This is a genomic window from Mesorhizobium sp. P2_F8 (assembly GCF_056403655.1).
The window spans coordinates 317,114-336,532 of sequence record NZ_JBFUFB010000008.1 but is presented as its reverse complement, the minus strand read 5'-3'; the positions used below and the strand labels follow the sequence as shown (position 1 = coordinate 336,532).

The 19,419-nt window shown below is 62.1% G+C and carries 16 protein-coding genes; 12 read left to right on the top strand and 4 right to left on the bottom strand.

Going from position 1 to position 19,419, the window contains the following annotated elements:
* Positions 1-348 precede the first annotated feature (348 nt).
* Positions 349-2,184, top strand: a complete 1,836-nt coding sequence (locus tag AC1DZP_RS21650) for a patatin-like phospholipase family protein (RefSeq protein WP_477305214.1) — start codon at positions 349-351, stop codon at positions 2,182-2,184.
* A 388-nt stretch (positions 2,185-2,572) separates the two neighbouring features.
* Here AC1DZP_RS21650 and AC1DZP_RS21645 read toward each other — a convergent pair whose 3' ends face one another.
* Complete coding sequence (locus AC1DZP_RS21645) at positions 2,573-2,722, bottom strand: hypothetical protein (RefSeq protein WP_477305289.1); 150 nt, start codon at positions 2,720-2,722, stop codon at positions 2,573-2,575.
* Here AC1DZP_RS21645 and AC1DZP_RS21640 point away from each other — a divergent pair.
* The 9 genes from AC1DZP_RS21640 to AC1DZP_RS21600 all read left to right on the top strand — a co-directional run bounded on the left by AC1DZP_RS21640 (position 2,667) and on the right by AC1DZP_RS21600 (position 11,900).
* Complete coding sequence (locus AC1DZP_RS21640) at positions 2,667-3,827, top strand: PfkB family carbohydrate kinase (protein WP_477305283.1); 1,161 nt, start codon at positions 2,667-2,669, stop codon at positions 3,825-3,827. The genes AC1DZP_RS21645 and AC1DZP_RS21640 overlap by 56 nt on opposite strands.
* Positions 3,828-3,898: 71 nt before the next feature.
* Entirely contained in the window at positions 3,899-4,675 is a 777-nt protein-coding gene (locus tag AC1DZP_RS21635; protein ID WP_477305212.1) for a glutamine amidotransferase, read from the top strand.
* Positions 4,676-4,703: 28 nt separating this feature from the next.
* On the top strand, positions 4,704-5,474 hold the full coding sequence (locus tag AC1DZP_RS21630) for an ATP-binding cassette domain-containing protein (RefSeq protein ID WP_477305210.1): 771 nt from the start codon (positions 4,704-4,706) through the stop codon (positions 5,472-5,474).
* Positions 5,475-5,506: 32 nt separating this feature from the next.
* On the top strand, positions 5,507-6,493 hold the full coding sequence (locus AC1DZP_RS21625; RefSeq protein WP_477305209.1) for an autoinducer 2 ABC transporter substrate-binding protein: 987 nt from the start codon (positions 5,507-5,509) through the stop codon (positions 6,491-6,493).
* Positions 6,494-6,540: 47 nt separating this feature from the next.
* Complete coding sequence (locus tag AC1DZP_RS21620; protein WP_477305208.1) at positions 6,541-7,488, top strand: ABC transporter permease; 948 nt, start codon at positions 6,541-6,543, stop codon at positions 7,486-7,488.
* A complete protein-coding gene (locus AC1DZP_RS21615) occupies positions 7,485-8,444 on the top strand; it encodes an ABC transporter permease (protein ID WP_477305207.1) in 960 nt (319 codons plus the stop codon). Before AC1DZP_RS21620 ends, AC1DZP_RS21615 begins: the two co-directional genes overlap by 4 nt.
* Positions 8,444-9,760, top strand: a complete 1,317-nt coding sequence (locus AC1DZP_RS21610) for a M20 family metallopeptidase (RefSeq protein WP_477305205.1) — start codon at positions 8,444-8,446, stop codon at positions 9,758-9,760. The genes AC1DZP_RS21615 and AC1DZP_RS21610 overlap by 1 nt, the downstream gene beginning before the upstream one ends.
* 852 nt (positions 9,761-10,612) lie before the next feature.
* Positions 10,613-11,050, top strand: a complete 438-nt coding sequence (locus tag AC1DZP_RS21605; RefSeq protein WP_477305203.1) for a hypothetical protein — start codon at positions 10,613-10,615, stop codon at positions 11,048-11,050.
* Between the two features lie 595 nt (positions 11,051-11,645).
* On the top strand, positions 11,646-11,900 hold the full coding sequence (locus AC1DZP_RS21600; RefSeq protein WP_206073701.1) for a hypothetical protein: 255 nt from the start codon (positions 11,646-11,648) through the stop codon (positions 11,898-11,900).
* A 24-nt stretch (positions 11,901-11,924) separates the two neighbouring features.
* Here AC1DZP_RS21600 and ggt read toward each other — a convergent pair whose 3' ends face one another.
* From ggt to AC1DZP_RS21585, 3 genes are all read right to left on the bottom strand, one after another.
* Positions 11,925-13,664: a gamma-glutamyltransferase gene (gene ggt / locus AC1DZP_RS21595; protein WP_477305201.1), complete on the bottom strand. Its 1,740-nt coding sequence runs from the start codon at positions 13,662-13,664 to the stop codon at positions 11,925-11,927.
* Positions 13,665-13,756: 92 nt separating this feature from the next.
* On the bottom strand, positions 13,757-15,049 hold the full coding sequence (gene rhaI, locus AC1DZP_RS21590) for an L-rhamnose catabolism isomerase (protein ID WP_477305199.1): 1,293 nt from the start codon (positions 15,047-15,049) through the stop codon (positions 13,757-13,759).
* 114 nt (positions 15,050-15,163) lie between these two features.
* Positions 15,164-17,266: a bifunctional rhamnulose-1-phosphate aldolase/short-chain dehydrogenase gene (locus AC1DZP_RS21585; RefSeq protein WP_477305197.1), complete on the bottom strand. Its 2,103-nt coding sequence runs from the start codon at positions 17,264-17,266 to the stop codon at positions 15,164-15,166.
* 185 nt (positions 17,267-17,451) lie between these two features.
* Between AC1DZP_RS21585 and AC1DZP_RS21580 the strand changes: the two genes are divergently transcribed.
* Together AC1DZP_RS21580 and rhaS are read left to right on the top strand one after the other, a co-directional pair.
* Entirely contained in the window at positions 17,452-18,261 is an 810-nt protein-coding gene (locus tag AC1DZP_RS21580) for a DeoR/GlpR family DNA-binding transcription regulator (protein WP_457151000.1), read from the top strand.
* A 55-nt stretch (positions 18,262-18,316) separates the two neighbouring features.
* The gene (gene rhaS, locus AC1DZP_RS21575) at positions 18,317-19,312 is read left to right on the top strand and encodes a rhamnose ABC transporter substrate-binding protein (protein ID WP_457150999.1); all 996 of its coding nucleotides are present in this window, start codon (positions 18,317-18,319) and stop codon (positions 19,310-19,312) included.
* The last annotated feature ends 107 nt before the right edge of the window (positions 19,313-19,419 follow it).

The window sequence follows — 19,419 nt, the reverse complement described above, 5'->3', positions numbered from 1 at the left end:
GCTTAGCCACCTGATTGCTGTGGGCATCGGCTTGGTGGCTTTCGCAATGTTCGGGCTGTGGCTGCACGGCTGGCCGTTGGGAGTCTCGCCCTTCGCTTGAACGTCCGCAGCCACGGCGCGCCTTCGAGATGGCCTGGCGAATCCCACCAGTTGCCGCGGATCGAGCGCCTCGCAGACGCCACAGTGAACCAATGCTTGGCATAAGGTCGGCACATCAGAATTTTGATCCATAGACGGACTCCAGCCGGCAACGTTGCGGTTCGGCTTCGGATCGAGCCTTGCGACGCTGCAAACACGAGCGGTACAGGATACAATCACCGGAGCGAACGTGTCCCCGGGATGGCTCAAATGTCCTCCGTCGATTCTCTCGCCGCGAGATTATTGTCGGCGACATTGATGTTCGATCGGGCGTCGTTGCTGGCGCTCGAGGCTTTGGCTGCCGAATCCGACCGTCGGGTCCTGAGGCGCGGTGAGGTCTTGGTTCGCGAAGGCGATCCATCGGACAGGTTCTTCGTCGTGCTGTCCGGTCGCTTTACGGTACACAAAGGAGAGCCGATTGGCTCGGTCGCCGAGATCGCACAGGGCGAGCTAGTCGGCGAAATTGGTTTCTTTGCAGGACTGCCCCGTACGGCCACTGTCCTTGCAGCGCGCGATTCGATCGTCCTTGAAATCAGTCGTAATCATTTCGAGAAGGCGGCAGAGGCTTTGCCGAACCTGAGAGAGGCGGTCACAATATTTCTGGCGCGCCGGTTCGCCACGCAATCTCCGATTTTGTCACGTCCCCAGAATCCTGCCAAGATCCGAACGCTTGCCATCATTGCAGCCGGCGGAAGTCGCATCTCACCGGTTTTCATCGGGCACCTACAGCAAGAGTTCGGCGCGGTCACGCGCGCTCAGTTCGTTTCCCGGCTTGACGTCCACGCGAAGTTCGCAGGTCGTCCGATCGACGGCCAGCCGGTCCTTAACTGGTTGAACGAATTGGAGGCGCAAGCTGAATTCGTTGTCTACGTCGCCGATGAAGAACCTAATGAATGGACACGAGTCTGCATTCGCCAGGCCGATGCCGTCCTGTTGCTGGCGAACGCGTCCTCCTCGCCTCGCTTGAACGCGTCCGAGGAATTGGCGCTATCGGTCCATCCACCAGCGACCGGTCGGCTTGTCCTGATTCACGACAATCGCTCGGCTGCGGTCTCCGGCACCTCTGCGTGGCTCGATGAGCGTCCCTATGTCGGCCAGCATCATCATGTTGCGCTGGAGGACGGGGCTGATATCCAGCGCCTGGTTCGATTTATTTCCTGCAAGGCACGTGGCTTCGTGGCGGCGGGGGGTGGGTCCCTGGGCAGCGCCCATCTGGGCGTCTACAAGGCCTTCTTCCAGGCGGGCGGGCGCTTCGACTATCTCGGCGGGACGAGTTCCGGAGCGGCGATGATGGCCGGCTTCGCAAGAGGATTGGACGCGGAGCAGATCGACCGCGGCACGCACAACATATTTGTCAAGAGTCGGGCGTTTCGGCGCCCCACCTTGCCGCGTTTCGCGCTTCTAGATCACAAAACCTTCGATCGAGCCCTTCGGGCGGAATACGGCGACGTTCTGATCGAAGATCTTTGGCTTCCGTTCTTTGCACTTTCGACCAATCTGAGCAGCCGTCAGCCCCATGTCCACCGTCGTGGAAAACTCTGGCAAGCCGTTCGGGCATCCGGCTCGATCCCGGGTGTCCTGCCGCCGTTCTTTACGGCTGACGGCGATATGCTTGTAGACGGCGCCATCATGAACAATTTGCCGCTGGAACAGATGAGGGAACTCAAGACCGGCCCCAATGTCATCGTGAGCTTTGGGTCCAGTGGACCGCAAAAATACCCCATCGACTATGACCGTATCCCCGGAAGATCGGAACTTGCGGTCGCCCTGCTGAACCCTTTCGGCCGTGCCCGCTTGCCGCAGGTTCCGAGCATGCTTCAGGTTATTACCGCGAGTATGCTGACACACGGGCCGCAGGACATTGCCGTCGGCGACGAGGATGTCTTGGTCTGCCCGCAGGTTTCGAGCACGATCAGCTTCATGGATTGGAGTCGGCATTCCGAGTTGTTTTCGGACGCCTACGACCGTACGGCGCAATGGATAGAGGAACGTCTCCGCCAGAGCGACTCAGGGCTCCGGGCGGTGCTCGGTAACGCACATACTTAGCGCATCACAGCCTGACTTGCTCGATAATCCTGGCTCAGATCGCACCCCGATAGTCTATTCGGCGGCTTCGGCGACTACCATTTGTTCGGCCTTGAGTTGCCTAGCTCTTTCTCGGTCAGCCCACCGCCTCGTCCTTCGCGCGCGTTCCACCCCCTTAGTCGCCGTCTCGCTGAATCCGGCTTCGCGCACGGTAAGCGCATCCGAGCGCGCTCCTAACGCGCCGATGTGGGCTGACCACTGATGGGGCTACTTTCGCTGTTCCGTCATCCGCCCGCTAGATGCTCGCTTTTCGCTGGATTGAAAATCCTTCAATATTGGAAAGATCCACTTCAGAATTGAGACGATTGCCGGATCGATGTTCCAATTTGAGATGCCCTTCATCGATTCTTTAGAAAATGGTTTCGTTGAGGTTGCGCGATTCCGTTGCTAGCGTTTGAAACGCTTCAAAAGGAGCCAGGTTGTTGCAACGCAAGCGCCCCACAATAGCGGATGTCGCACGAACCGCCGGTGTCTCCATCGGCACGGTCTCGAACTTCATCAACGGAACTGCGGCTCTCAAGGAAGGCACGCGAGACCGTATCGAAAAGGCGGTAGCGGCGTTGATGTACCGTCCAAGCTCGTTTGCGCGCTCCCTTCCCGGCCGCGCACCGCAGCGGCTAAAAAATCTCGATCATTTGCCTAGACTTCTCGTCGCGGGCCGGGTGAGCGTCGACTTCCTGTGCCGCGTCGACGTGCTGCCGCACCGCGACGACCGGATAACCGCAAGCCACATCGAAAAGGCGTTGGGTGGTCCCGCGGCCAATCTCGCGGTCGCCGCCGCAGGCGTTGGCGCGCCCTACGCTCTCGACGTCGAATTGGCGACTGCAGTCGGCCAGGACGCGGAGAGCGACTGGGCATTGGGCGAGCTTTCCAAACTGGGTGTCCACGCCCTACCCATCCGCAGCACGCCGAACAACCGGCTGTCACAAGCGATCGTCATCATCGAGCGCAACGGCAGCCGCACCATCATCAGCGAGCCGTTCGAGCTGGGCGGGGTCGACCTTACGGCCAACCTCGATATCCAGCCCGAGCAGCGCCCGACGTGCCTGCACATCGAGGGCTTCCACTATGAGACGATGACGGCGTCCATAGCTCGTTTTCACCAGGCGGGCTGGAAGGTGAGCCTACATTCGCCCGGCCTGCCCAAAAGCGCGCGCACGCCTGAGGTCTTTGCGCAGATGGTCAAACAGATCGACCTCACCTTCATCAATGACGTGACGATCAGGGAGATCTACGGCTTCGGCGCGCGCATGGCGTCGATGATCGATGAGGTGCGGCAGGTGCTGTCACGGATCAAACTACGCGGGACGGTCGTGCTCACCTTGGGGGAATTCGGCGCAGTTGTCTTTCCGGCGACGGGCGGACCGCAGATCGAAGTGCCGGCGCTGCCGGTCAACCGGGTGGATGCGACCGGCGCCGGCGACAGCTTCGCCGGCATCTTCCTCAGTCTCTGGCTGCATGGCGCGTCGCTGGAAACGGCCGCCCGCTACGCCGCGACCGGCGCAAGTCTGACGACGACGGTCGAGGGCGCGCAGGGATTCATTGCCGACTTTGCCACGCTGAAGGCCGCCGCCGCGGCCACCAGCGACGCGGTAGCAAGCTAGATCAATGACTTACCGGATCCGCGCCACCCAGAAAGCAACAGGCTGACCAGCCAGAATTGGAGAACGTCACCATGACCAAAACAAAAGTCCTGCTGGTCGGCGAGAGCTGGATGAGCTCGGCGACGCATTACAAAGGCTTCGACCAGTTCGGCAGCGTCACCTTCCATCTCGGCGCGACGCCGCTAGTCAACGCCTTGAAGGACAGCGAATTCGACCTTGACTACATGCCGGCCCACGAGGCCGTCGAAAAGCTGCCCTTCACCATCGGAGGCCTGTCGCAGTACAAGGCGATCATCCTCTCCGACATCGGCGCCAACTCGCTGCTGTTGCATCCCGACGTCTGGCTGCATGGCAAGACGGTGCCCAACCGGCTCAAGCTGCTGCGCGATTGGACGCATGCCGGCGGCGGCCTGGTGATGATCGGCGGCTATTTCTCCTTCCAGGGCATCGACGGCAAGGCGCGCTGGCATCGCACCGCGGTCGAGGAGGCGCTGCCGGTGACCTGCCTCCCTTATGACGATCGGCTCGAAATTCCCGAAGGTTTTCGGCCCGAGATCATCGGCGCCGCGGATCATCCGCTCTTTGCCGGCATAAAGGGCGAATGGCCGATCCTGCTCGGCGCCAACGAGGTCATCGCCCGTGACCGCGGCGATGTCGAGATCCTGGCGCGGCTGCCGCATGACCAGGGCGGCCATCCATTGCTCGTGACAGGGCGGCATGGCGAAGGCCGTACGCTGGTGTGGACATCGGATATCGGCCCGCACTGGCTGCCGAACAGCTTCGTCGAATGGCCGGGTTACGCGCGCCTTTGGACCAACGTGCTGCGCTGGGTCAGTAAGACCGCCTAGCCAATCCGCAACCGCCGGAGCAACCGCCATGACGGCACCCTTTCTTGTGGCCAGGAACATCGCCAAGCGCTTCGGCGCGTTGACGGCGCTTGCCGACGTCGACCTTGAAATCCGCTCCGGCGAAGTGCTGGCGCTGCTTGGCGATAATGGCGCCGGCAAGTCGACCTTCATCAAGATCCTGGCCGGCGCTCACTCGCCGAGCGATGGCGAACTCGTCATCGAGGGCAGCCCGGTCGTTTTCTCCTCGCCCAAGGACGCGGCCGCGTCGGGGATCGCGACGATCTTCCAGGAACTGGCGCTGTCAGAAAACCTGTCGATCGCCGAAAACGTCTTTCTCGGGCGCGAATTGAAACGCTCCATTTTTGGGATCCCATTCCTCAAGCGCAAGGAAATGCGCCAGCGCGTCGATGGTCTCCTGCAGGAACTCGACGCCCATATTTCCGATCCTGAAGCTCCGGTCGGCAGCCTGTCGGGCGGTCAGCGCCAGGCCGTCGCCATCTGCCGGGCGCTTAATCTGAACGCCAGGCTGGTGATCATGGATGAGCCCACAGCCGCCCTTGCCGTCGCCGAAACACGCAAGGTGCTGGCGCTGACGCGGCGGCTCGCTGCGCGCGGCTGCGCCGTGGTGCTGATCAGCCATAACATTTCCGAAGTCTTCGAGGTTGCCGACCGCATCGTGGTGTTCCGGCGCGGCCGCAAGGTGGCCGAACGGCTGGCCGCCGAGACCAACCACGAGGAAGTCGTTTCGCTCATAACGGGCGCCCATCCCGACGTGCGGGCGCTCGAAAAAACAACATGAAACGCGCGTCATTCCAGAGAGGATCAAACACAATGCTTTCGCAGTTCAAAAAAGCGCTCGCCGTCTCCGTACTGTCGCTCGCCATTGCCTCGGCCGCGTCCGCCGCCGACAAGCACAGGATAGCCTTCGTACCGCAGCTGATCGGCATTCCCTATTTCAACGCCATGGAAGCCGGCGGCAACCGTGCCGCCAAGGATCTTGGCGTCGATTTCATCTATTCCGGTCCCGTCGACACCAACCCCGTCGACCAGCTGCAGATCGTCCAGAACCTGATCGACCAGGGCGTCGAGGCGGTCTCGGTCAGCGTGCTCGATGCCTCCAGCATCGCCCCCGTGGTCGAGAGCGCCAAGGCGAAAGGGATAAAGCTGTTCACCAGCGACAGCGATGCGCCCGACAGCGGCCGCGCGGTCTATGTGGCGCAGGCGACTGACGAGGGGCTTGGCACCACCATCATCGACGAACTCGTCAGGCGCGTCGGCGAGGACGCCACCATCGGCATCGTCTCCGGCGAGGCGACAGCGTCCAATCTCAACGCCTGGATCGGCTTCATGCAGAAACAGGCCGCCGCCAAATATCCGAAGCTGAAGCTGCTCGACCCGCAATTCGCCGGCGGCACGGCCGAGCGCGCCGCCCAGATCTCGGGCGACCTGATGGCAGCCAACCCCGACATCAAGGCCATCATCGCCGTCGCCTCCTCGACCTGCCCGGGCGTCGCCCAGGCGATCGAGACCGCCGGCAAGATCGGCTCCGTCATTGGCGCCGGCTATTGCAGCCCCAACACCGCGCGCTCCTACATGAAGAGCGGTGCCTTCGGCTTCACCGTGCTGTGGGATCCCGAGCAGCTCGGCTATCTCACGGTCTGGGCTGGCAAGCAGCTCATCGAAGGCAAGGCTTTCGAGGCCGAAAACAAAATTGCCGGCCTGGAGAAGCCCGCCACCTATGACGCCGCCAAAGGCATCTTGTTGCTCGGGCCGCCAGCTGTCTTCACCAAGGACAATGTCGACAAGTTCAACTTCTGAGCCCTGACGTGAGCGCGGTGCGACAGTCTGGAAACGGTGTCATCTCCATGAACGGGCGGGAGTGGTCTCTGCTTGTCGCCTGTCTGCTGGCGATCGTCGTCTTTGCTGTCGCATCGCCGCACTACGCCACCTCCGGCAATGCGGTCACCGTGCTGCGCAACAGCGCCGAACTGCTTTTGATCGGCCTCGGCATGACCCTGCTGCTCGCCATGGGCGGCATCGATGTGTCGATCGGCATCGTCATGGGTCTGGCGGCCATTGCCATCGGCCGCGTGCTCGGCACCGACGGCAATCCGCTGCTGGCGCTTGTCGTCGGCCCGTTGGTCGGCGCGCTGCTCGGCTGTGTGACCGCCGCCGTCGTCGTCCTCGGTCGCGTTCCGGCCATTGTCGGAACGCTCGGCCTGCTCGGCATCTACCGCACCGCCGTGTTCGTGCTGCTTGGCGGGCAATGGCTCTCCGGCCTGCCCTCGACCCTTACCGATCTGCTCGCCGCGAGTGTGCTCGGCATTCCTGTCCCCGCCCTGGTGATCGCTGCAGCCTATTTCACGGTCTGGCTGGCGCTGCGGCGCACCCCCTATGGGCTGCATCTGCTGGCGATCGGCAATTCGGAGGAGAAGGCGCGGCTCTCAGGTATCCCGGTGGTCAAGGTTCGCTTCATGACCTTCGTCGTCAGCGGTATCCTGACCGGCATCGCCGCCACCTTCTACGTCGCCACCTACCGCAATGTCGAAATGAGCATCGGCAGCACGCTGGCGCTTGACGCCATTGCCGCGGTCATCCTCGGCGGCACCAGCATACTGGGCGGCCGCTGCAGCCTGCTCGGCACCGTGCTTGGCGTGCTGCTGCTCAGGATTCTCCAGAACGGCCTGCTTCTGATCGACATCCCTTCGCTCTGGCAGCCTGTCGTCACCGGCGTTCTCATCATCGGCGTGCTTGGCTTCGAAGCCATTTCCAATCGCCTTCCGCTGACCCGCCTCCAGCGAGCCCGCACATGAAGACGCTGCGCAATCTGCAAGGCCCGGCCCTTACGCTCGCGCTTCTGTGCGGCCTTTGGCTGATCGTCATTGTCGGCTTGGCTGTGCTCAAGCCCGCGGTCTTCAACCTTGGCACCGTCACCACCATCCTCCAGTTCTCGACCATCCTGGCGCTGGTCGGGCTTGGCCAGGGCCTGGTCATCCTCGCCGGCGGCGCCGGCATCGACCTGTCGGTCGGCGGCGCCGTTTCGCTCTCCGCCATCATCGCCATGCTGTCGCTCAAACTGGGTTTGCCGCCGGTGCTGCTGCCGCTAGCTTGCGTCCTGGCCGGCGCACTGCTCGGCGTCCTCAATGGCGTGCTGGTCAACCGGCTCGCGCTTCTGCCCTTCATCGCGACGCTCGGCACCTTCTTCGTCTATTCCGGCACAGCGCTTGCCGTTACCGGGGGTGCGGCTCAATCCGGCGTGCCGGCCTGGCTGCTCGTGTGGGGGCGTGGCGTCGTCATAGGCATCCCTATGCCGTTTCTCACCCTCGCCATCCCCTGCTTTGCGCTCGCCGGCCTGGTGCTGATGTCGACCGCCTGGGGGCGTTGGATCTACGCCATGGGCTTCAATGAACGTTCGGCCAGGCTGGTCGGCATTCCGGTCGATCGCGTCCGCCTCATCCTCTATGCGCTGAGCGGTGCGCTCGCCGGCGCCGCCGGCCTTGTCTCGCTCGCCTGGCTCGGCAGCGGCAGGCCCAATATCGGCCAGAACCTCGAACTGGAATCGCTCACCGCCGCGATGCTTGGCGGCATCGCCATCACCGGCGGGCGCGGCGGCGTCGGCGGCGTGTTCGCGGCCGTGCTGCTTTTGGTCACGCTGAAGACCGGCCTGCTGCAATTGAACATCAACACGGTTTGGCAAGTGGGGATTGTCGGCGCCCTTCTGGTGTTCGTCCTTCTTGCCGACCGGCTTTCCCAACGTTGGAGATCATGATGCCTTCCATGGAAGAGACTATCGCCGCCCGCGTCGAGGCAGCGGCCGATCGTATCGTCGAAACGCTGAGCGATCTCGTCGCCTTCCCCTCGATCGTGAAATCCAATCCGAAGGAGGCCGGGCCGGGTGAGCGTGATTGCCAGCTCTATCTGCAAAAACGCATCGAAGCGCTCGGCTTCACGTCCGATCTCTGGGATCCGGACGGCCCGGCGCTTTATGAAAAATACAAGGGACGTGCCGGCGCCAACAAGGGCAGGACCTTTGACGGCCGCCCCAATCTCGGCGGCGTCCTGAAGGGTACCGGCGGTGGGCGTTCGATCATGCTCACCGGCCATATCGACGTCGTGCCGCCGGGCGCCGCCGGACACTGGGCAACCGATCCGTTCCAGCCCGTGCTGAAAGACGGCTTGCTGCACGGCCGTGGCACCGTCGACATGAAGGGCGGCGTCGCCTGCATGCTGATGGCGGTCGAAATCCTAAGGGAGCTGCAAATCCCCCTTTCCGGAGACATCGTCTTTACCACTGTCGTCGACGAGGAGATCGGCGGCATGGGCTCGCTTGCCATGGTCGACCGCGGCTTTCACGCCGACGCCGGCATCATGACCGAGCCGACGGCAAACAGGATCGCGCCGCTCTGCCACGGCATACTGTGGGGCAGGATCGTCATCGACGGCATAGGTGGGCATGCCGAGCTGACGCCGAATGCCTGGTATTCGAGCGGCCCGGTCGATGCCGTGCAGCTGTGCCGGCAAATCCTCGACGGCATCGACATCCTCAACCGGCGCTGGATGTTCGACCCGAAAAAGAACCATCCGCTGATGGATTTGCCCAACCAGATCATCGTCACCCAGATCAACGCCGGCGAGCACCCCTCCTCCATGGCCGGGCGCGGCGAGATCATCATCGACGCGCAGTACCTGCCGAGCGAGCATGACGAATTCAGGTTGGGCGGCAACGTCAAGCGCGAGATCGAAGAGCATATTGCCCATGTCTGCCAGGCGGACCCTTATCTGCGTCTGCACCCTGCCCGCGTCGAATGGATTCTTGATGCCGACTGCGCCGAAATCCCCTCCGACAGCCCGTTCGTGAGTGTCTTCCAGGAAGCTGTGAAGGACGCCAATCTGTCGCCGGTGCTCAGCGGCTTCGGCGCGCACAGCGACATTGGCCTGCCGACCGGCCTCGGCAACACGCCGACGGTCAACTTCGGCCCGGGCGACCCGGCGCAGGCGCATCAACCCAATGAGCGTGTCTCGGTGCGAGACCTCGTCGATTGCACCAAGGCGATCGCCATTGCCGTCGAAAAGTGGTGCCGCTAGCGAACCTCGCCCCCTTGCTGTCAACGTATTCTTGCACCTGGGAGGGGCTGCAAAACGGCCTTGAGGGCACCCGATCCCATGAAATTCCCCGACGCTTTTTGAGTTTACGGCGATGATCGTCGCATTGGTGGATATGGTACCGATTTGCCAACCATGGCCTGCTAAGAGTACGCGAAAACAGATCAATAAATCTCTACCCCCCACTACTACCTTTAGACATGATGTCCTAACTCCCAATATCCGTTAGATTCAAGTACGCCGCAGCGTTGCTTGGCATTCAAGCTACCGCTGGACTAAAGGGGCGCGTTATGCACCAAGTCAAAGTCGTGTGCCCTAACTGCCAGATGCCGGGCGCTGGACCACTGAGGATGAACTGCACAAAGTGCGGCGGAACCGGCTTTGTCTACGAGTCGAGAATGGATCCCGGTCCAGCTAGGGGCTTCCTCCGGCTGGTTGTTATCGGCGCCGCTATCATGCTGACCTATTGGTACGTTACCGGCATCACCTACCATGGGTATTAAACCGCCAAGCCGCCTTCCGCCTGTGCGCTATCGCCGTTGACGGGTCGGTGTGCATTTCCCCTCATTCGGGTGGCGATCCCAGACTGACGCGCGATTTGTGAAGACAACTGTTCGCCCTGCTGGAAATGCTGAACATGAAAAAAATCCGCCTGGCTTGGGCGGTTTCGCGGCGCATCTCTACACTTGACGCAGACGCGGAAGCCCGCCCGTGGCGTCATAGCACATCGTCGAGTGAAACAACTTTGCGCTCGTTGGCCCACCAGCGGATTTGATTTGCTTGGTGATCCCCCAACCTTAGGGCAAACTGCCTGTTGGGGCTCCAGGAGGAGAAATGAGAGCACGCGCTGCAACGCTCGGGGATCTCGAGGATGTCTTTCGCGGCCTGTCCAAGCGGATGTCGGACGAATACGTCGCTGCCGGCAAGGACAGCAAGATCGCTTACGACAATTTGATGATGAACTTGAAAGAAGGCCGTGCGCATGCGCTTGTCGAGGGCGACATGACCGTGGCGATCATCGCCTGGCATGAGAACAGCGACGCTGCCAATACGCTGTTCGCCGCACAGGAGGATTTCTTCCGTGCCGCGACCATTCGCTTCTGCAAACGGCATATCAGGCACATCCAGGCACTCGCCGGCAACCTGCCCATTCACTCGCGCAGCTGGCTGCAGGGGTCGGATGTCGCAAGATGGTTTCACCTGATCGGCTATGTCGAACGCGGCCAGGAGAACGGCGCCACCGTCTTCGAGCTGCCGCCGGCTCGCGGATAGGAATCGCGGTGTCGGGACAGAAGTTTGGCCGCATGCCTTGGCGATCAATGGACACGTTCACATTTCGTCATCCTGGGTCGGAGCAACAAGCAAAGCGACGCGGCGCAGGCCATCAGCGGCTTGAAACGCGCCGCATGAAACTGTGGCGATGCGACGCGTCCTGAGCGATCAGGCTGTCGGCGGCGACGGCAAGGCGATTCGGCTCTGTCACACCCAGTGCGACGTCACGTCCCACCGAAAATCGCCGCCGGACGACCAAACCACGTTTGGCATCATTTTTCCTCCACGAATTCGTTCCATGATGGGATGGTCCACGGTCGCCTTCGGGACAGGTGTGCCCGGGATTATCCGAGATCAAAGACGGCCAAGGGCACGAATCAAAAAAGTCGGCGGCACGCTGCGGCGGAAAGGTGTAGAAGACCGTGCCGAACGCATCGAGGGCAGTGCGATCGGGTTGCGCTCGGCAAGGCTTGATGATTTGTTGCCGCTATACGGAGAACGAGTAATGCGTGAGCCTGCCGGTCAAGACGAATATGGGTCGACCAATCCCTTCGACCCGGACGATCTGCCGACGTTGAATGCGATAGGTCCAAGCATGGGAAGCGGCAACGACTTCGAGAAATATGCGGTTGCCGTGATCATCGTGTTCGGCGCGCTAATCATTGGTGGGTTGATGGCCGCGTCGATGACCTTCGGGCACCGCAATGGGTTCCTTTTTGCACTTGGCGGCGCCACATCGGCCTGGATATCGGGAAACGCGCTGCTGCTCGACCGGCCGCGCATTTACGCGCTGTTTGTCGGCATCGCCGCGTTGTTGCTGATAGCGTCGACCGTCACGCTGATTTCGTGACGGTCCGGCTTGTGAATTGAGACATCAATATCCGAGCGCTTCGCCCGATGCGGCACGGCTGTCGATAGCGCCATTGTAGCGCGCGCCGCCGCCCTTCTCGATCTCCGCCAGGCTCTTGCCACCGACCAGGATGCCCGCAGCTTGGCCCCAGGTCTTATCACCGAGATCGAGGTGGTAGCCCATGCCGGCCAGCAGTTTTTCGGTGTCTGGCGACAGGCCGAACGGCTCGATGTAAACCGTGTCGGGCAGCCACTGGTGGTGGATGCGCGGCGCGTCGATTGCCTCCTGGATGTTCATGCCATGGTCGACGACGTTGACGATGGCTTCCAACGTGATGGTGATGATGCGCGAACCGCCCGGGCTGCCGATGACCATGAACGGCTTGCCGTCCTTGGCCACGACGGTCGGGCTCATCGACGACAGCGGCGTCTTCTTCGGCTGGATGGCATTGGCCTCGCCCTGAACCAGACCATAGAGGTTAGGCACGCCGGGTTTCTGGGTGAAATCGTCCATCTCGTTGTTGAGCAGGATGCCGGTGCCGTCGGCGACGACGCCGGCGCCGAACGAGCCATTCAGCGTATAGGTAACAGCGACCGCATTGCCGTCATTGTCGATGATCGAATAATGCGTCGTCTCCTTGCTCTCGCCAAAGCCCTTCGGCATCAGGTCCTGCGACACGCCGGCCCGGAACGGATCGATCTTATCGCGAATGTCCTTGGCATAGGCCTTGTCCAACAGTTTCGAGACCGGGTTGTCGACGAAATCGGGATCGCCGAGTGCTGAATTGCGGTCGACATAGGCATAGCGCATCGCCTCGACCATGACATGGACCGTGTCGGCGGAACCGGCGCCGAGATAGGACAACGGATAACCTTCCAGCACGTTAAGGATTTCGCAGATGATGACGCCGCCGGAACTTGGCGGCGGCGACGATGTGATCTCATAGCCGCGATAGGTACAGGTCACGGGCTTCAGTTCGCGAACCGCATATTGCTCGAAGTCCGGCTTGGCCAGGATACCGCCCTTGGCGCCGCTTGCCTTGACGATGGCGTCGGCAATGGCACCTTTGTAGAAGGCATCAGCGCCTTTCTCGGAAATGGCGGCGAGCGAGGCGGCAAGGTCCGGCTGGACCAGGCGCTCGCCGATGCCATAGGGCTTGCCATCGGGTTTCAGGAAGATGGCGGCACCCGCGGGATCCTTCGCCAACCTGTCGGCACTGCCGGCAAAGGAGGCGGCGTCGCCCTGATTGAGGATGAATCCATCCTTGGCATAGCTGATCGCCGGCGCCATCAGATCCTGTCTGGACAAGGTGCCGTATTTCTCGCGCGCCGTCTCGAAGCCGGCGACGGAACCAGGCACGCCGACCGCGAGATAGCCGTCGAGGCTGGCGCCCTTCACGGGGTTGCCGTCCTTGTCGAGATACATGGTCTTGGTCGCCGCCAGCGGCGCCCGTTCGCGAAAGTCGAGGAAGGTCGATTTGCCGTCCTTGAAGCGGATGGTCATGAAGCCGCCGCCGCCGATGTTGCCGGCATTGGGGTAGACGACGGCGAGCGCATAGCCGACGGCGACTGCCGCATCGATCGCATTGCCGCCCTTCTTCAGGATCTCGACACCGACTTCAGACGCCAGATGCTGGGCTGTCACCACCATGCCGTGCTCGCCCTTGGCCGGCGCGGGTGACGCGGCGAAGGCGTTCGTCAAGGGCGCCAGGACGAAGGTGATGGAAAGACTGGCGGCGATCAGTGTTCGACGGTTGAGAGGCATGGCGGTTCTCCGGGCGGGGGGACGCCTAGAAGAACCCGTTGGGATCGCCGAGTCCACCCGTCAATGATGGACCAGACGGATCAATTGAGATGTCAGACAATGCCACCCGAGCCGCCGGCGACCGCCGGGCGTTCCGCGGCCACCTTGGCGCGGTAGCCTACCGCCCGGTAGGCGGCGACCGGATCGATGGCGCCACCGGTCTTCAACCGCGCCATGGCGAGGATAGGCTCGACATCGGTGCGGTAGGCGGCTTTCAGCGTCTGCGTCGCCATCAGCGCGTCATTGCCGTCCTGATAGACTTCCAGCGCCCTGCGGTCGACCAGCAGCGCCTGCGCATAGGCGCGCTGGACCTCGACCGCCGACAGCATCAGGCTTTCGATAGGGTCGGTGACGTTGTGGCTCTGGTCGAGCATATGGGCCGGGTCAAACCCTTCGGCGCTGGAAAGCTCGGCATCGACCAGTTCGTTGAAGACGAGGAACAGCCGGTAGGGATCGATCGAACCGGCATCGAGGTCGTCGTCGCCATATTTCGAATCGTTGAAATGGAAGCCGCCGAGCTTTTTGAACTGGATCAGCCGCGACACGATCATCTCGATGTTGACGTTGGGCGCATGGTGGCCAAGGTCGACGAGGCAGAATGCCTTGTCGCCCAATTCCTTGGCGATCATGTAGTTGGTGCCCCAATCCTGCACGACGGTGGAGTAGAAGGCCGGTTCGTACATCTTGTGCTCGGTGAACAGCTTCCAGCCGTCCGGCAGTCCGGCATAGACCTCCTTCATGGCGTCGAGATAGCGCTCGAAGGCTTTGGCGAAATTGACCTGGCCGGGGAAGTTCGAACCGTCGCCGATCCACACCGTCAGTGCCCTGGAGCCAAGCGTCTTGCCGATCTCGATGCATTCGAGATTGTGCTCGACCGCTTGCCGGCGCGTGCCGGCATCGGCGTGCGACAGCGAGCCGAATTTGTAGGAAAGCGGCTGGTCCTTCGCATCGGAGAAGGTGTTGGAATTCATGGCGTCGAAGCCGAGGCCGAAGCGCGAGGCCGCCTGCTTCAGCCGGTTCGGGTCGGCCTTGTCCCACGGAATGTGCAGGGACACCGTCGGCGTCGCCTGCGTCAATTGCCTGATGACGGCGCAGTCCTCGATCTTGTCGAAAATGTCGCGCGGCTCGCCGGCACCGGGAAAACGAGCAAAGCGGGTGCCGCCGGTGCCGACGCCCCAGGAGGGGATCGCCACGGCGAATTTCTCGACCTTGTCGCGGATGGCGTCGATGGCGATGCCGCGACGGTCGAGGCGCTCGCCGAGCGAGGCGTAGTCACGCTCGAGATCAGCCTTGCGCGCGGCATTGTCCTTGTCGACGAGGTCGGCGGAGATGATGGATTCGGACACTGTTGTTTCCTCCCAGATAGCGTTCAGTCGGCGCTGCCCTCATCCGCCTGCCGGCACCTTCTCCCCGTATAGAGACGGGGAGAAGGGAAGCGCTCCGGCACCGACTTCAAACGATTATCGTGTAAAACTCTGGGCGTTGCCGGCGTCGACATTGATGATGTTGCCGGTCGACTTGGCCGACATGTCGGAGGCGAAGAAATAGATGGCTTCGGCGATGTCCTCGGGAAACACCGAGCGTTTCAGCATCGAGCGCGAGCGGTAATGCTCCTCCAGATCGTCGGTCGACATCTTGTAGGCGGCGGCGCGCTGTTCCTTCCACTCACCGGTCCAGATCTTCGACCCGCGCAGCACAGCGTCCGGGTTGACGACATTGACCCTGATCTGCGCTTCCGCGCCTTCCAGCGCCAGGCAACGCGCCAGGTGGATCTCGGCGGCCTTGGCGGTGCAGTAGGCTGCGGCATTGGGCGAGGCGGCGAGGCCGTTCTTGGAGGCGACGAAGACGACGTTGCCGCCGATCTTCTGCACCCTGAACAGCCGGAATGCTTCCCGCGAGACCAGGAAATACCCGGTCGACAGGATATCCATGTTCTTGTTCCACAGCGCCAGCGTCGTCTCCTCGATCGGCGCCGAGGACGCCAGGCCGGCATTCGACACCAGAATGTCGATGCCGCCGAATTCGACCGCGGTCTCGGCGAAGCCCGCGATCACTTGATCCTCCGAGGTGACATTGATCAGCACCGGCCGGACGAAATCCTTGCCGTARGCCTTGGCCAGTTCGTCATTGGCGCTGGCGAGCGCTGTCTCGTCGATGTCGGCCAGCACGACGCAGGCGCCTTCGCGCAGCAGCCGGTTGGCGGTTGCACGGCCGATGCCGCCGGCGCCGCCGGTGACCAGCGCGATGTGGCCAGCGAGCGCCTTGGGCTTCGGCATGCGCTGCAGCTTCAGGTCCTCGAGCAGCCAGTATTCTATATCGAAGGCTTCCTGTGCCGGCAGGCCGACATAGGACGAGACCGTCGAGGCGCCGCGCATGACATTTATGGCGTTGACGTAGAATTCGCTCGAAATGCGAGCCGTCGCCTTGTCGCCGGCGAAGGTGAACATGCCGACACCAGGCATCAGGTAGACCACCGCATTGGGATCGCGGATGGCGGGCGAATCCGGATGCTTGCAGCTGTCGTAGTAGGCCTGGTAGCCGACGCGATAGGCGGCGATGTCGTCGGCAAGGCGCGCGATCACGGCATCGACATCGGGCTTTGCGGGGTCGAATTCGATCACCAGCGGCCGGATCTTGGTGCGCAGGAAATGGTCCGGGCATGAGGTGCCGAGTGCTGCTAGCGGGCGCAAATCCCTGGAGTTGACGAATTCGAGTACGGCGGCCTGGTCGTCGAAATGGCCAAGCTTGTGGCTCTTTTCCGAAATCAGGCCGCGGATTTTTGGCATCAGCTTGGCCGCGATGGCGCGGCGTTCGGCGGCGTCGAGCGACTTGACCGCTTCACCCCCGAAGATGGCGAGGCCTTCGGAGCGGGGCTCGAACCATTCGATCGCCTGATTGATCACCGAGATCGTCGTCTCGTAGCATTCCCGAGGGGTGTCGCCCCAGGTGAACAGGCCGTGGCTTTCCAGGATGACGCCCTTGGCGGCGGGGTGTTCGAGGCAGAACTTCTCCAGCCATAGGCCGAGTTCGAAGCCCGGCCGCTTCCACGGCAGCCAGCCGATGGCGTCGCCGAAGATCTCCCTGGTCAGGGCCTTGGAATCCTTCGCGGCGGCGATGGCAATGATCGCGTCGGGATGCATGTGATCGACATAGGGTTTCGGCACGAAGGCATGCAGCGGCGTGTCGATCGAGGCCGCGCGTGGGTTCAGATTGAACGTGCAGTGCGGTAGGAAGCCGACCATCTCGTCTTCATGCGCGAGGCCGCGGTAAAGCCCCTTCAGCGCGCGCAGCTTGTCCATGTAGAGCGTGGCGAAACCATCTGTTTTAATCGAGGCGCTGTCGCCGCCCGAACCCTTGACCCAGAGCACTTCGACGTCCTCGCCGGTGAGCGGATCTTTCTGCCATATCTTCGAGGAAGTGTTGCCGCCGCCATAATTGGTGACGCGTTTATCGGAACCGAGCGTGTTCGAGCGATAGACCAGCCGCTCCGGCTCGCTCATCGATTGGGCCTTTGCCTCGTCCCACAGATTGGCGAGGCGCGCGCCGGTGCGCTTGTCGAGCATGGATGATCCTCCCGAAGGCACGCAAACGGTGCGGCCCATTTGGTCCGAATTTCCACGGAAGCGTCCGACTTGTCAATCACAAACGATCAACATCGATCATATTGCACTGCACAATGAAATTATATGATTGGAAATGATTGACACTGCGCGCTTTGGGTGCCTAGATGTTTGGGCAGGGAGGAACCATGCACGAAAAAGAGCGCCACAGGATCATTCTGTCCGCCGTCCAGGAAAAGCCTGTGGTGACGGTGCAGGAAATGGTCGACCTGACGGAGTCCTCCGAGGCGACGATCCGGCGCGACATCGCTGCACTCCACGTGCAGAAGCGCCTGCGCCGTGTGCGCGGCGGCGCCGAGGCGATCTCGCCGCCGCAGTTCATCGGCCTTGCCGGCCGGCCCTTTTCCGTCAACGAAACCCTCAACGCCGCGCAGAAACGGGCGATCGCCCGCGAAGCGGTCGAGCTCTGCAAGGACGGCGAACCGATCATCATCAATGGCGGCACCACCACCTTCCAGATGGTGCATTTCCTGACCGGCCGCCGCATGCCGATCTTCACCAATTCCTTCCCGATCGCCGAGCATCTGCTCAAGCATTCCAAGAACACGGTCATGCTCTCGGGCGGCACCATCTACCGCGAACAGAACATCATCCTGTCGCCCTTCGACAATGACGTGACCCGCAATTTCTACGCACGCCGCATGTTCATGGGCGCGCAGGGGCTGGGGCCGCTCGGGCTGATGGAAGGCGACCCGCTGTTGATCCAGGCGGAGCAGAAGCTGATCGACCAGGCCGACGAACTGGTGGTGCTGGTCGATTCCTCGAAATTCCGCAAACGCTCCAGCCTGATCCTGTGCGGCCTGTCGCGTATCGCCACCGTGATCACCGACGACGGCATCGAGGACCGTGAAGCGAAAATGCTCGAGACCGCCGGGGTGGCGCTGATCGTCGCCCGCAAGTCGGCAACCAACAAGGAAGAATCTTCACTGCAGGCCTGAGACCAACTCACGCCCGCAGCGGCGATGGAATGCAACGCTCAAGGGAGGATATTCGATGAGCTTTTTGAAGAAATTGATGGTGACGGCAGCATTCTCTGCCGCCATGTTCGTGAATGCAGCCTACGCGGAAAACGTCAAGATCGCGCTGGTGGTGAAGTCGCTCGGCAACGGCTTCTTCGATGCCGCCAACAAGGGCGCCGAAGAGGCGGCCAAAGAACTCGGCGGCGTCGACATCATCTACACCGGCCCGACCAAGGCGACCGCCGAGGCCCAGATCGAAGTGGTCAATTCGCTGATCGCCCAGAAGGTCAACGCCATCGCCATTTCGGCCAATGACGCCGACGCGCTGGTGCCGGTCCTGAAGAAGGCCATGGAGCGCGGCATCACCGTCATCTCCTGGGATTCGGGCGTCGCCAAGGAAGGCCGCCAGCTTCACCTCAACCCGTCCGACACCGGACTGATCGGCGAGACCATCATCAAGCTTGCCGCCGACTATCTGCCGGAAGGCGGCGACGTCGCCATCCTGTCGGCGTCGTCCACCGCGACCAACCAGAACGCCTGGATCGACGCGGCCAAGAAAATCCTGCCGGAGAAGTTCCCCAAGATCAAACTCGTGGCCACCGTCTATGGTGATGACGATTCGGCCAAGAGCACAGACGAAGCCAAGGGCCTCCTGAAATCCTACCCGAACCTCAAGGCGATCATCGCACCGACCACCGTCGGCGTTGTTGCCGCCGCCCAGGTGGTCACCGACGAGAACCTGATCGGCAAGGTCAATGTCACCGGTCTCGCGCTGCCGTCCGAGTTCAAGAAGTTCATCGACAACGGCGCCTCGCAGGCGGTTGCGCTGTGGAACCCGATCGACCTCGGCTATTCGGCCGTCTACCTCGCCCATGATCTGGCGGTGAAGAAGGAAGAGGCCAAGCCTGGCGCCACGCTCTCGATCGGCCGCGTCGGCAAGGTCACGCTCGACGACACCAACTCGGCTGCGATGGCTCCGCCGTTCCAGTTCGACAAGAGCAACATCGAGAAGTTCTCCAAGATCTATTGATCTCGGACGCTTGCACCCTCCCCCTTGTGGGGAGGGTCGGCGAGCCAGCTTTGCGCAGCAAAATCGGCGAGACGGGGTGGGGGTGGCGACATCTCCACACACCAGGA

Excerpts from the sequence above, each read along its gene's own strand:
- AC1DZP_RS21650 (WP_477305214.1), top strand. The coding sequence starts at position 349 with ATGTCCTCCGTCGATTCTCTCGCCGCGAGATTATTGTCGGCGACATTG.
- AC1DZP_RS21645 (WP_477305289.1), bottom strand. The coding sequence starts at position 2,722 with ATGAAGTTCGAGACCGTGCCGATGGAGACACCGGCGGTTCGTGCGACA.
- AC1DZP_RS21635 (WP_477305212.1), top strand. The coding sequence starts at position 3,899 with ATGACCAAAACAAAAGTCCTGCTGGTCGGCGAGAGCTGGATGAGCTCG.
- AC1DZP_RS21630 (WP_477305210.1), top strand. The coding sequence starts at position 4,704 with ATGACGGCACCCTTTCTTGTGGCCAGGAACATCGCCAAGCGCTTCGGC.
- AC1DZP_RS21625 (WP_477305209.1), top strand. The coding sequence starts at position 5,507 with ATGCTTTCGCAGTTCAAAAAAGCGCTCGCCGTCTCCGTACTGTCGCTC.
- AC1DZP_RS21620 (WP_477305208.1), top strand. The coding sequence starts at position 6,541 with ATGAACGGGCGGGAGTGGTCTCTGCTTGTCGCCTGTCTGCTGGCGATC.
- AC1DZP_RS21615 (WP_477305207.1), top strand. The coding sequence starts at position 7,485 with ATGAAGACGCTGCGCAATCTGCAAGGCCCGGCCCTTACGCTCGCGCTT.
- AC1DZP_RS21610 (WP_477305205.1), top strand. The coding sequence starts at position 8,444 with ATGCCTTCCATGGAAGAGACTATCGCCGCCCGCGTCGAGGCAGCGGCC.
- AC1DZP_RS21605 (WP_477305203.1), top strand. The coding sequence starts at position 10,613 with ATGAGAGCACGCGCTGCAACGCTCGGGGATCTCGAGGATGTCTTTCGC.
- AC1DZP_RS21600 (WP_206073701.1), top strand. The coding sequence starts at position 11,646 with ATGGGAAGCGGCAACGACTTCGAGAAATATGCGGTTGCCGTGATCATC.
- ggt (WP_477305201.1), bottom strand. The coding sequence starts at position 13,664 with ATGCCTCTCAACCGTCGAACACTGATCGCCGCCAGTCTTTCCATCACC.
- AC1DZP_RS21580 (WP_457151000.1), top strand. The coding sequence starts at position 17,452 with ATGCACGAAAAAGAGCGCCACAGGATCATTCTGTCCGCCGTCCAGGAA.
- rhaS (WP_457150999.1), top strand. The coding sequence starts at position 18,317 with ATGAGCTTTTTGAAGAAATTGATGGTGACGGCAGCATTCTCTGCCGCC.